General features: G+C 52.9%; 7 protein-coding genes. 3 read left to right on the forward strand and 4 right to left on the reverse strand.

Annotated features, from left to right (window positions below):
• Positions 1 to 21: 21 nt before the first annotated feature.
• The 3 genes from feoA to greB all read right to left on the reverse strand — a co-directional run bounded on the left by feoA (position 22) and on the right by greB (position 3,634).
• On the reverse strand, positions 22 to 246 hold the full coding sequence (feoA, locus tag FOC35_RS10200) for a ferrous iron transporter A (RefSeq protein ID WP_016538536.1): 225 nt from the start codon (positions 244 to 246) through the stop codon (positions 22 to 24).
• Positions 247 to 708: 462 nt separating this feature from the next.
• A complete protein-coding gene (locus FOC35_RS10205) occupies positions 709 to 3,042 on the reverse strand; it encodes a Tex family protein (protein WP_172568847.1) in 2,334 nt (777 codons plus the stop codon).
• 112 nt (positions 3,043 to 3,154) lie between these two features.
• Positions 3,155 to 3,634, reverse strand: coding sequence for a transcription elongation factor GreB (gene greB / locus FOC35_RS10210; RefSeq protein ID WP_172568848.1), 480 nt, complete (start codon positions 3,632 to 3,634; stop codon positions 3,155 to 3,157).
• Between the two features lie 238 nt (positions 3,635 to 3,872).
• Here greB and ompR point away from each other — a divergent pair, with 238 nt between their 5' ends.
• Both ompR and envZ read left to right on the forward strand, forming a co-directional pair.
• The gene (gene ompR, locus FOC35_RS10215) at positions 3,873 to 4,592 is read left to right on the forward strand and encodes a two-component system response regulator OmpR (protein ID WP_006177890.1); all 720 of its coding nucleotides are present in this window, start codon (positions 3,873 to 3,875) and stop codon (positions 4,590 to 4,592) included.
• On the forward strand, positions 4,589 to 5,938 hold the full coding sequence (gene envZ / locus FOC35_RS10220; protein ID WP_016538533.1) for a two-component system sensor histidine kinase EnvZ: 1,350 nt from the start codon (positions 4,589 to 4,591) through the stop codon (positions 5,936 to 5,938). Before ompR ends, envZ begins: the two co-directional genes overlap by 4 nt.
• Positions 5,939 to 6,000: 62 nt before the next feature.
• Here the strand turns inward: envZ and pckA are convergent, their stop codons facing one another.
• Complete coding sequence (pckA, locus tag FOC35_RS10225) at positions 6,001 to 7,620, reverse strand: phosphoenolpyruvate carboxykinase (ATP) (protein ID WP_172568849.1); 1,620 nt, start codon at positions 7,618 to 7,620, stop codon at positions 6,001 to 6,003.
• A gap of 875 nt (positions 7,621 to 8,495) precedes the next feature.
• Between pckA and FOC35_RS10230 the strand changes: the two genes are divergently transcribed.
• Entirely contained in the window at positions 8,496 to 13,532 is a 5,037-nt protein-coding gene (locus tag FOC35_RS10230; protein ID WP_172568850.1) for an inverse autotransporter beta domain-containing protein, read from the forward strand.
• The last annotated feature ends 178 nt before the right edge of the window (positions 13,533 to 13,710 follow it).

The following is a 13,710-nucleotide window of genomic DNA, read 5'->3' on the forward strand; positions in this document are numbered from 1 at the left end:
AGCGCGAGCGCTCACCTGCCGTTAGAAAACGGCTTCGACATTAACCAGCGCGAGATCTTTCTTGCGCAGCACCAGGCTAACGCGGCGAGTTTCGATATGAATGGGGTCGCCGAGTGGGGCTACGCGTACCACGTTAAACGAGGAACCCGGAAGCATGCCGAGGGACAATAATTTCTGGCGATAAGCCGGACTGATTTCGCGGGCGAAGCCGGTAATTTTCCACGCGCTATTCGGTAAGAATTGCATAGGACCTACTTAGAGCTGGGCTCTGCATTGACTCTGGCTGAATTCTCGTTTCAATGGCGATGTATTCGCACGATGAATGCCAATTAAACTGTCGGGAGAAAGAGAAGAAATAACGTTCAATGCAATGATAATGAGAATGGTTACCGCCCACAATATTTATTTTTGAGGCCGGATTTAACGAATTTAATTATTTTTTTCTGATGATTAGAGAGGGGGCGTAATGCATTGATGATGGGGGTTATCTGTAACTATTTGAATAGTTATAATTTATTTTTAATTTGTGGCGTTAAATTATTATTGCGATGTTATTCAGGTATCGCTGATGTTACGAAGGTGATAATTGCTGGTTTCCGCGTTGAGTATTTATTGAGAATTGATTTAGATCAAGCCAGGCTTATTTTTTTCGTCTTTACACCGCAAATGAAAATAACTCCTCTCCCTTTGCAGGAAGAGGAGCATGATTTAACGCTTCTTGCCCATTGCCGCCGCCAGCGCATCCATCATTGCGCTGTTGCCGCCGCTGGCGTTGTCACGCCCGCGCGGTTTCGGCTGTGCCGCAGGGCGGCCTTTCTGCTCGCGAGGGGCGCTGTTACTGCTGCTGCGACGGCTACCGCTTTCGCCCGGCTGCTCGTCAAGGCGCATGGTTAAAGCGATGCGTTTACGTTGCAAATCGACTTCCAGCACTTTGACCTTCACGATATCGCCTGCTTTCACCACTTTATGCGGGTCGTCGATAAACTTGTCGGACAGGGACGAGATATGCACCAGCCCGTCCTGATGAACGCCGATATCCACGAAAGCGCCAAAGTTAGTGACGTTGGTCACCGCACCTTCCAGCACCATGCCCGGCGTCAGGTCGTTCATGGTTTCAACGCCTTCAGCAAACTGCGCGGTTTTAAACTCAGGGCGTGGATCGCGGCCCGGTTTTTCCAGCTCTTTGATGATGTCGGTGACGGTTGGCACCCCGAAACGCTCATCGATGAACTGGCTGGCCTTCAGGTCGCGCAGTCCGTTGCTGTTGCCCATCAGGTCGGCAAGCGCCTGCTGGGTTGCAGCCAGAATACGCTCGACCACCGGGTAGGCTTCCGGGTGGACGGTAGAAGCATCAAGCGGGTTGTCGCCGTGGTTAATACGCAGGAAGCCCGCACATTGCTCGAAGGCTTTTGGCCCCAGACGGCTGACTTTCAGCAACTGCTGGCGGTTCTGGAAGCGGCCGTTTTCATCACGCCAGCTCACGATATTCTGCGCCATCATGCGCGTTAGCCCTGCAACGCGGGTCAGCAGCGGAACGGAGGCGGTATTCAGGTCTACGCCAACGGCGTTTACGCAGTCTTCCACCACCGCATCCAGCTTCTTCGCCAGCTGCGTTTGGCTCACGTCGTGCTGGTACTGGCCAACGCCGATAGATTTTGGATCGATTTTCACCAGCTCTGCCAGCGGGTCCTGCAGGCGGCGGGCGATGGAAACAGCGCCGCGAATAGACACATCCAGGTCCGGAAATTCCAGCGCGGCCAGCTCTGAAGCCGAGTAGACGGAAGCTCCAGCTTCGCTGACGATAACTTTCTGCGCCGTGACCTTCGGGAACTGTTTTTGCACGTCGAGGAAGAAACGTTCTGTCTCGCGGGAAGCGGTGCCGTTGCCGATGGCGACCAGCTCGACGTTGTGCTTCTCGCACAGTGCCGCAACGGCGACAGCCGCTTTGGCCGCCTGGCCGGTATGGGGGTAAATCGTGTCGGTCGCGACCAGTTTGCCGGTGGCGTCAACTACCGCCACCTTCACGCCGGTACGCAGGCCAGGGTCGAGGCCCATTGTGGCGCGCAGCCCGGCCGGAGCGGCCATCAGCAGATCGTGAAGGTTACGGGCAAAGACGTTAATCGCTTCGTCTTCCGCACGTTCGCGCACGCTGCCCATCAGCTCGGTTTCCAGATGCATCAGCACCTTAATGCGCCACGTCCAGCTGACAACCGCTTTACGCCAGGCGTCTGCCGCCGCGTTATTCAGGCGCAGATCGAGATGGTTGATGATCAACTGCTCGCAGTAGCTTTCGCGCGGCGGCTCATCAAACTGCGGGTCGGCGTTGAGCGACAGCTGTAAAATACCTTCGTTGCGGCCACGGAACATCGCCAGCGCGCGGTGTGAGGGTACGGTAGAAATCGGTTCATGGTGGTCGAAGTAGTCGCGGAATTTAGCGCCTTCTTCCTCTTTACCGCTGACAACAACGGAAACCAGATGGGCATTTTTCCACAAATAGTCACGCACTTTGGCCAGCAGCCCAGCGTCTTCCGCGAAGCGCTCCATAAGGATATAGCGTGCGCCATCCAGCGCGGCTTTGACGTCGGCAACACCTTTATCGGCATCAACGAAGCGGGCTGCTTCCTGTTCCGGCTCGTGGGAAGGCTCGTTCCACAGCAAGTCGGCCAGCGGCTCAAGGCCCGCTTCAATGGCGATTTGCCCGCGGGTGCGGCGTTTCGGTTTATACGGCAGGTAGAGGTCTTCAAGCTCGGTTTTGCTTAAAGTCCCGTTAATCGCCCCTGCAAGCTCGTCGCTCAGTTTACCCTGGTCGGCAATCGACTTGAGGATGGTCTGACGGCGCTCTTCAAGTTCACGCAGGTAACTAAGACGAGTTTCCAGTTGACGCAGTTGCGTGTCATCCAGACCGCCGGTGACTTCCTTACGATAACGTGCGATAAACGGCACGGTATTCCCTTCATCCAGCAGGCGAACGGCGGCTTCTACCTGTTCGTTTCTGGCGTGAAGCTCACCCGCAATAATGCGGCAAAGCGAATCATTCATCATGGCTTTTCATCTGTGTAATACGGAAAATTCAGCAAACAGTTATACGGATAGGGGCGCAAAATTGCCAGCCGCCGACCGACGAATATCGGGTTTCGGACTGTTTTGCCGCTCGTTATTCTGGCTTAGGGTACTCAATTTCATTGACGTACCACTGCATCTCCCCGGACGGGGTTTGCACCACGGCCTGGTCGCCGACTTCTTTCTTTAGCAGGGCGCGGGCCATCGGTGAATCGATAGAAATGTAATCCTTGCGGCCAAAAATCTCGTCGTAACCGACGATGCGAAAGCGCAGCAGGTTGCCGTCGTCGTTTTCAATTTCGACCCAGGCGCCAAAGAAGACTTTGCCTTCCTGCTGCGGCGAATAATCGACGATTTTCAGCCGCTCAAGGGATTTGGTGATATAGCGAACCCGACGGTCTATCTCGCGGAGCCGCTTTTTATTGTACTGGTAGTCGGCGTTTTCACTGCGGTCGCCGAGGCTTGCCGCCCAGGTGACTTTTTTGGTCACTTCGGGGCGCTCTTCACGCCACAGATAATCCAGCTCTTTTTTGAGCTTTTCGTAGCCTTCACGGGTGATTAACGGCGTTTTCATTTTTCTGCCCTGCTGCCTGTAAAATCAGAGTGTGATTTAAACCGATGCTCAATGAGGAATGCAACCGCCGTAATTTGGGAAGCAAGTCACCAAATTTTGATTTAAAACGTTGATAACCTACTGTTTAATATGCTTTGTAACAATTTCGACTAGAATGTATACCAGAATTGACTGGTCGTATTAACGCAGTTTTTTAAGAATAGACACTCAACTGTTCGAGCCTTTGGGAGTACTTACGATGCAAGAGAACTATAAAATTCTGGTCGTCGATGACGACATGCGCCTGCGCGCGCTGTTAGAGCGTTATCTCACCGAGCAGGGCTTCCAGGTTCGCAGCGTAGCCAACGCCGAACAAATGGATCGCCTGCTGACCCGCGAATCCTTCCACCTGATGGTGCTGGACCTGATGTTGCCGGGCGAAGATGGCCTTTCTATCTGCCGCCGTCTGCGCAGCCAGAGCAACCCGATGCCGATTATCATGGTGACCGCCAAGGGCGAAGAAGTCGACCGCATCGTTGGCCTGGAAATTGGCGCGGATGACTATATTCCTAAGCCGTTTAACCCACGTGAACTGCTGGCTCGTATCCGTGCCGTGCTGCGCCGTCAGGCCAATGAACTGCCGGGCGCGCCTTCTCAGGAAGAAGCGGTTATTGCGTTCGGTAAATTCAAGCTGAACCTCGGTACTCGCGAAATGTTCCGCGAAGACGAGCCTATGCCGCTGACCAGCGGTGAGTTTGCGGTGCTGAAAGCACTGGTGAGCCACCCGCGTGAGCCGCTGTCCCGCGATAAGTTAATGAACCTCGCGCGCGGTCGTGAATACTCCGCGATGGAACGTTCCATCGACGTACAAATCTCCCGCCTGCGCCGCATGGTGGAAGAGGACCCGGCGCATCCGCGTTATATCCAGACCGTTTGGGGTCTTGGCTACGTATTCGTCCCGGACGGCGCTAAGGCATGAGGCGAGTCCGCTTCTCACCCAGAAGCTCGTTTGCCCGTACGCTGTTGCTGATCGTCACCTTGCTGTTCGTCAGCCTGGTGACGACCTATCTTGTGGTCCTGAACTTCGCGATTTTGCCGAGCCTGCAGCAGTTTAATAAGGTGTTGGCGTACGAAGTCAGGATGCTGATGACCGACAAACTGCAGCTTGAAGACGGCACCCAGCTTGTGGTGCCGCCTGCATTTCGTCGTGAGATTTACCGCGAGCTGGGGATTTCGCTTTACTCTAACGAGGCGGCGGAAGATGCAGGCCTGCGCTGGGCGCAGCATTATGAGTTTCTCAGCCAGCAGATGGCGCAGCAGCTTGGCGGCCCGACGGAAGTACGCGTTGAGGTTAACAAAAGCTCGCCGGTCGTCTGGCTGAAAACCTGGCTGTCGCCAAATATCTGGGTGCGGGTGCCGCTTACCGAAATCCATCAGGGCGATTTCTCCCCGCTGTTCCGCTATACGCTGGCGATTATGCTGCTGGCAATCGGCGGGGCTTGGCTATTTATCCGAATACAGAACCGACCGCTGGTCGACCTGGAGCACGCAGCGCTGCAGGTCGGTAAAGGCATAATTCCTCCGCCGCTGCGTGAATACGGGGCTTCGGAAGTGAGGTCGGTAACCCGGGCGTTTAACCACATGGCCGCGGGCGTTAAGCAGCTTGCCGATGACCGCACGTTGCTGATGGCGGGCGTGAGCCATGACCTGCGTACGCCGCTGACGCGTATTCGCCTGGCGACGGAAATGATGGGCCAGGAAGATGGCTATCTGGCGGAGTCGATAAACAAAGATATCGAAGAGTGTAATGCGATTATCGAGCAGTTTATCGACTACCTGCGCACCGGGCAGGAAATGCCGCTGGAAATGGCCGATCTTAACAGCGTGCTGGGCGAAGTGATTGCCGCCGAGAGTGGCTATGAGCGCGAAATTGATACCGACCTGATGGACGGGGAAATTCGCCTTAATATTCACCCGCTTTCAATTAAGCGCGCGGTGGCGAATATGGTGGTTAACGCCGCCCGCTACGGTAACGGTTGGATCAAGGTTAGCAGCGGCAGCGAGCTAAATCGCGCCTGGTTCCAGGTGGAGGATGATGGCCCGGGCATTGAGCCGGATCAGCTCCAGCATCTGTTCCAACCGTTTGTGCGCGGCGATAGCGCTCGCAGTACCAGCGGCACCGGGCTTGGCTTAGCCATCGTACAGCGGATTATCGATAACCATAACGGGATGTTGGACTTAGGGAAAAGCGAGCGGGGTGGGCTGCGTATTCGTGCTTATTTACCGCTGCCAATAGTCCGCGTGGTGGCTCATCGCGAAAGTTAATCGCCAGGCTAAATAAAAAACGAACCCCGAAGGGTTCGTTTTTTTTCGCCTGTATCAGCTAATTAAAGCTTAGGACCGGCCGCAACCAGCGCCGCCCCGGCAGGGGTATCGGTGTATTTCTCGAAGTTTTCTACAAACAGTTTCGCCAGCTGTTCTGCTTTTTCCTGCCACTGTTCCGGGGAGCCGTAGGTATTACGCGGGTCCAGAATATGGCTGTCCACGCCGGCTAGCGAGGTCGGGATAGCCAGGTTAAACATCGGCAGGGTGAAGGTTTCGGCATCATCCAGCGAGCCATCGAGGATAGCGTCGATGATGGCGCGGGTATCTTTAATTGAGATACGTTTGCCGGTGCCGTTCCAGCCGGTGTTGACCAGGTAAGCCTGCGCGCCAGCGGCCTGCATGCGTTTAACCAGCACTTCGGCATATTGTGTTGGGTGCAGCGACAGGAAGGCTGCGCCGAAGCATGCGGAGAAGGTGGGGGTTGGCTCGGTAACGCCGCGCTCGGTGCCCGCGAGCTTGGCGGTAAAGCCGGACAGGAAATGATACTGGGTCTGGTTTGCCGTCAGGCGTGAGACCGGAGGCAGTACGCCGAATGCATCCGCCGTCAGGAAGATAACCTTGGTCGCGTGACCCGCTTTCGAAACCGGCTTAACGATATTGTCGATGTGGTAAATCGGGTAAGAGACGCGGGTGTTCTCCGTTTTGGATGCGTCATCAAAATCGATCGTACCATCTGCCCGAACGGTGACGTTTTCCAACAGCGCGTCGCGGCGGATAGCGTGGTAGATATCCGGCTCGGCCTCTTCCGACAGGCGAATAGTTTTGGCGTAACAGCCACCTTCGAAATTGAATACGCCGTCATCGTCCCAGCCGTGCTCATCATCGCCAATCAGGCGGCGTTTCGGGTCGGTAGAAAGGGTGGTTTTACCGGTACCGGAGAGGCCGAAGAACACGGCCACATCGCCTTTCTCGCCAACGTTTGCCGAGCAGTGCATAGAGGCAATACCCTTCAACGGCAGCAGGTAGTTCATAATAGAGAACATCCCTTTTTTCATTTCGCCGCCGTACCAGGTGCCGCCGATAAGCTGCATGCGTTCAGTAAGGTTAAACGCCACGAAGTTTTCGGAGTTCAGGCCCTGCTCTTTCCAGTTTGGGTTGGTGCATTTTGCACCGTTCATCACCACAAAATCCGGCTCGAACGTTGCCAGTTCTTCGTCGGTCGGGCGAATGAACATATTTTTAACGAAATGAGCCTGCCAGGCGACTTCGGTAATAAACCTGACCGAGAGGCGCGTGTCGGCGTTGGCGCCGCAGAATGCATCGAGAATAAACAGACGTTTGCCGGAAAGCTGCCCGGTGACGAGGCCTTTCAACTGATGCCAGGTCTCTTCAGAAAGGGGTTTGTTATCGTTTTTGCCTTTGCCGTTATCGGCCCACCAGAGCGTGTCGCGGGTGGTGTCATCGCGAACGATGTATTTATCTTTCGGCGAGCGGCCGGTGAAGATCCCGGTATCGACGGCAACTGCGCCTAAATTTGTCACTACGCCACGCTCGTAACCTTCCAGTTTGGGGTCGAGCTCTTCGCGGTAGAGGGTGTCATAATCGGGGTTGTGGACGACTTCGCTAACATCATTAATGCCATAAGCCTTGAGATCTTGCGGGGTTATGCCTTTAACTCGCATTTCACTGCTCCTTAGCCAATTTATAGTGCCCAATATTGTAGAATTGTTTAGGGGTTGTTAACCGCGACCATCATCATAGATTTGGGGATCCGCCAAAAAATTGATATTTCGAATCAATAAATAAGATTAATTGCAGGCTGAAACGGTTGTGCCTTGCTGTCGTTTTATTGTTCTAATATTTAATTGTATTTAAAAGTATTTAATTGATGTTTGTATTCAAAGTAAATATTAATTTAATATTCTATTTGTTAATAGCGCTGGGCGATTGCTTTTTGTTTATTTTGGGAGGTGGATAGAGAAACTCAATAATTATAATGAATATTTGTTGTTGTTGCGTTTTTTTTTGATGATTATTGCATCATGTTTGAATGAGAACTCATTGTTTATCAGTGTTTTGAGTTGTTTTTTTATTTTTTATTTTTCTGCGATATATTTTTAATGAGCGTTTTTTTATAGTTAGGAATTAATGGCCGGGCTAGATTTCGCCTTCCATTATAAACTCCCTGAAACGTCGCTCTCCGAACATCGTAGCCGGTCTGTAAGATATCATATTTCCCATACGGATGAAGTGCTTACTGCTATAAATAATGACCCATGGAGGGCCGTACTTTCATAAGGACTTAGTGAAGGTTAGCGCAGTGAACAAGCATACAGAAATCCCCATTCCGTTTTATCTTAAATCCTTTGCCTGGCTGCAGATCGGTGTACAGATTTTGTTTCCTCTCGCCTGTACGCTGGCACCCGCATCGGCCGGAGCTGCAGCTCAAAAATCAATTGTTTCTCAAGCGGCTACGGAATTATATATTCTGCAACCGGGTGAGAATGCGGCATCCGTTGCCAGAAAATATAATATGAGCCTGGCGTCATTACGTGTAATGAATCAGTCGCAGGTTTTTGCTAAAGGATTTAACAACGTTAAGTCCGGCGACACCCTCGTCGTTCCTCTTGCGCCGCTTCCGGCAGATAAGTGGCGTTCGGATGAGAGTGCCTCTGCGGAGAAAGAGGCCCAGGTACAAAAGTGGGCCTCTTTGGCGAGCCGTACCGGGGCTTTTTTATCGGCAAATCCTGACGGTGATGCCGCGAGTTCAATGGCACGCGGTATGGCAACAGGCGAGGCCAGCAGCCATCTCCAGCAATGGCTTAGCCAATTTGGTACCGCTCGCGTACAGCTTAATGCCGACAAAAACTTCTCGCTCGAAAACTCCCAGCTCGACCTTTTGATTCCATGGTATGAACAGGAAAACAAACTGCTTTTTGCCCAGGGTAGCCTGCATGAGACGGACGACCGGCTGCAATCGAATTTAGGGGCAGGCCTGCGCTGGTTTAACGATGGTTATATGCTGGGGGGTAACACCTTCCTCGACTATGACTGGTCGCGGGCGCATGCGCGCCTTGGCCTGGGGGGGGAGTATTGGCGAGATTTCTTAAAGCTCAGCGCCAACAGCTATCTGCGTTTAACCGGCTGGAAGAATTCCAAAGATATCGAAGATTACGAAGAACGCCCGGCAAACGGATGGGATCTTCGCGCAGAAGGCTGGTTGCCGGCTTTACCACAGCTGGGCGGGAAATTGACGTATGAGCAATATTACGGCAAAGAAGTCGCGCTCTTTGGCAAAGATAATCGCCAGAGCGACCCCTATGCTCTCACTGCGGGGCTGAGCTACACGCCGGTTCCGCTCGTCACTTTCAATGTAGATCAGCGGCAGGGTAAAGCGGGTGAACAGGCGACGCAGTTTGGCGTACAGCTAAATTATCAGTTCGGTATGCCGTGGCAGCAGCAAATCAGTCCGGATGCCGTTGGCAGCATGCGTAGCCTGGCGGGCAGCCGCTACGATCTGGTCGATCGCAATAACAACATCGTGCTGGAGTACCGCAAAAAAGAGGTTATCCGCTTACAAACTGCGGATCTTCTGGCGGGCTATGCGGGTGAGCAGAAGTCGCTAAATGTCTCGGTTAACGCGAAGAACGGGCTGGACAGGATCGAGTGGGCTGCGCCTTCGCTGCTCGCGGCCGGTGGGCAAATTCTCAGGGAAAGCGAAGCCAGCTACAGCGTTATCCTGCCGGGCTGGCAGCCGGGTGAGAGCGGCGTGAACACCTACACTGTCTCCGGGATAGCTTTTGATAAAAAAGGCAATGCTTCAGAGCGTGCCGAGACCCAGGTAACGGTGACCCAGGCGGCGATCAGCGTAAACAGCAGTTCGCTAACGCCAACGGATGCGACGCTTACCGCCAACGGAACGGCGCAGCAGGTGTTTGTCCTGAAGGTAAGCGATAAGGACGGAAGCCCCGTTGACATCGCTGCCGATGAAATAACGGTGAAAACTCAGGCACAACAGACCCAAAGTCCTCAGAAGGCCGGGATTAAGCCGCAGGATAGCGTTGACCACTCACTGACGGCCTTCACCCGCCGCGCAGCAGGAGAATATGTTGCTACGCTCACCGCCGGGACTATGGCGGAAACGTTCACCATGACCCCCGTGGTGCGCAACATGAGCCTGGCTGCGGCCAGTGTGGCGATTAGCGCGGATAGCACAACTGCCCATGTCCGGGAACTATCCGTCGTGCATGACAACGCTAAAGCTGACGGTAAAGACCAGAATCAGCTCAGCGTTGTGGTCATTGATGGGGCAGGCAATAAAGTCCCGTCTCAAATCGTTAATTTAGCGGCCAGCGATGGGGCGATTATTGCTAAAAGCGTAACGACCGACAGCAAAGGCGAGGCTGCGGTATCGCTGACCCATGTCCGCTCCGGTGAAGTGACGGTAACGGCAGGGTTCGAGGGCAGTGAAAGTAAAACGGCAAAGGTTGTGTTTGTTGCTGATGAGGGAAGCGCGCAGATCGCCAGCGGCAATCTGGCGGTAACGCCGGAGATTTCATCTGCCAACGGCAAAGCAGAAAAAACGGTAAGCGTGTTGGTGACCGATGCAAAAAACAACCCAGTGCCCAATGTTACCGTCGCGCTGAGCGCCAGCAATAACGCAAAGCTGAAAGACGCTTCGCTGAAAACAAATGCGCAGGGAGAGGCCACAACAAGCTTAACCAGCCTGACTGCCGGTGTTTCTCAGGTGACGGTGAAGGTGAACAAACACAGCGTTACGAAAGACACGATGTTTACCGGTAATAGCGATAAGGCCTCGGTGGTTCAGGTGACTCCGGCCAACCCTCCATATACGGCGGATGGGGCATCGGCCGTGACCTTTAGCGCATTGATTAATGACGATAACGGTAACCCGCTGCCGAATATCGCGGTGGACTGGAAGTCCGACAGGGACAGTAAAGAAGTTAAATTTAGCGCCCTGCAAACCGTAACTGATGATAAAGGGATAGCCAAAACTGACGTTACCAGCACGCGCGCCTACCCGGTTTCCATCACGGCCTTCACCAATGCCTCATCAAAAACGGCGGACCCCATTACCTTCGTTGCCGACATCACTAAGGGCCTGATTGCCCGCCTGGTAAGCGATAAGCCTGCGATTGTTGCGGATGGTAAAGATAGCGCCACTATTACGGCCAAAATTGCCGATTCGCTGGGGAATCCGCTGCCAAATATCCCGGTCACGTTGTCGGCTAATGGCGGTGCCACGCTAACGCCGCTTGCGCCGCAGACCGATCAAAACGGGCTCATCAAAGCCACGCTGGTCACAAAAAAATCGGGCAGTATTTTAGTTACGGCCGGTCTGGCAAATGGGCAAAAAGAGACGCTGCCCGTTGAAGCCTCGGCCGATACCAGCAGTTGGAAGATTATCAGCGTGAAGCCAGATACCACTAGCTTTGTGGCCGGTGACGCCAAAGGCGTGACCTACAGCGCGACGGTGACGGACGGATTTGGCAACAAACTTTCTGACGTGGTGGTTTCCTGGCAGTTGAAAGGGGCATCAGAGAGTTTTGAACCTACTTCACGGACAAACTCGGAAGGGGTTGCGGCCACCACGGTGAAAAGTAATACCGCTGGTACGTTGATGATGGAAGCCTGGCTTGATATGGGAAATAACCTTCAGGCTGGGCCTGTGGAAGTCAAAGCTGCGGCCATAGATTTAGCACATTCTTCATTTACCGCAGATAAAACAACCATTGGCGCGGATGGTAAAGAGAAGTCGAGCCTGACGGTAGTGCTTAAGGATAGCTACGATAACGCCATCGTGGGTAAAACGATAACGCTGGGCGGCGGCTCTGCACTCTCCGGGTTTAACCTTTCTAAAGTGGTCGATAATAAGGATGGGACCTATACATCTGAGGCAACTTCAACCTCTAAGGGGAAGGTGACGCTAAGTGCCAGCTCCGAGGGTAAACAAATTGGATCATCAATTGATGTGGTCGTTGGAGCAGTAACCCTTGATCTACGCTTCGACAACGCACAGCAGCAGGCGGTCTATACCCGCAACTATACGCAGTCGCAGTCTGTTCGCGGTATACCGGATGGGTTAACGCAGCACTGGTCAAGCTCGGCTCCCGATATTGCGAGCGTGGACAGTGAAAAAGGGACGGTGACCTTGTTGAAGTCTGGTGAAGCGAATATTACTGTTACCACACCAGGAAGTGAGCAATATAACCCTGCAATGGCCAGCTATAACCTGGTCGTAGACAAAGCGCGTCCGGGAATGAGTGCAGAAGGTGGGAGCCTGGTTACGGCTGAATGGGCTGACAGCAAAAACTATACGGTGAAGGCGAAGTTCACTAACGGTGATGCGGCAACTACTCTCACCCCAAAATACGTGAGTGATAATACCAGCGTTGTGACGGTTGATGGCGAAGGAGTATTAAAGGCGATTAAACCGGGTGAAACGACCGTTACGTTTACTACTCCGGAAACGGAACAGTTTTATGGTGAGTCAGTTGAGGTGAGCTATGTACTTAAGAAGGCTTCCCTCAACATCGGCTTTAGCAAGCCAGAAGTAAAAATGAAGGATGAACAAACGTTTACACTCCAGCAGCCCGCCAGAACTATACCTTCAGATGCACAAACTGTCTGGGAGTCCAGCGACAGTAGCGTTGTAAGCCTCTCCAAATCAGGTGCTATTCAGGGCAAGGTGAGTAAAGGCCAGTCCCGGTTAACGCTCAATATTGTCGCCAACGATTATTATAACGCCAGCGTTGGTTACTACGATGTCCTGGTTTATAGTAAGCCCTCGATAAGCATGGGTAATATCAGCTATACCAGCAAAGGTTCGACAAGCAGTTCTGGTAGCTGGAAGCCGCTCTATACCACTGATGGCTTCTCTGTAACGTGGAGCGCTGATACGTCCAATAAATTTACTGTACCAGAGAGTGTTGTGATTACGTTGAAAAACAGTGCCGGTAGAACATTGACATATAAGACCGAGCGCTCTCCCTCTGGAAGTGTGACGACCCAGTTTGCACCTTCGCGAGATTTCTGGGGCGAAAGTATTCGCGTTGAGCTATTAGCAAAAGGATATGACGACCTGGAAGCCAGTGCTTCGAGCGGCAGCGCTATTTTTGTATCTACACCAACAATTGATGATATTAAGACCTTCATTTCAGGTACGACGTCTGTCTACACGACATACCAGAATGGGGCCGCTACGACGTATTGTAGAGGGGCACTGACGAGTAACGCGGTGGACTGGCGTGGAAAAGGCCGTATAGATATAAATCTGAACGGTAAGACGTTGATTGCTCCGATAGCAGCCACATTATCAGGCGTTATCCCGCAGTCTGGGGGCGGGGCGCAGACTTTTGCCGAGTTGTCAGCAAGCAGTGATGCAAGCAATCAACGTGATCCATTAAGCTATCCTGCGCTGCAGGAAGACTGCTGGATGGACCACGAAAGAACATTTAATTCAAAGATTTCTATTACTTTTGATGGCCGCTCGGAAGATACAACCGTCTTTAGCGTGGGTATTTCGGGTAACTCTCAGTCTGCTGCGAATAAAGGCCAAAATTGGCATTTATAATGTAATATAGAGCAAAAGTAGCTTATCTATAGCTTCTGGCGGTGCAAACTGCCAGAAGCTTTTTTATGCCTGCCAGCTAACGTGCTTTTGAAGCGTGGCCCTCCCTACTAACGTACATTTTAATACCGCACAATGAACTCTGGCGGGGAATGACCCTCTACAATCAACACTGAATCTG

This window comes from Cedecea sp. FDAARGOS_727 (genome assembly GCF_012273235.1).
In the GTDB taxonomy this organism is placed as follows: Bacteria; Pseudomonadota; Gammaproteobacteria; order Enterobacterales; family Enterobacteriaceae; genus Cedecea; species Cedecea davisae.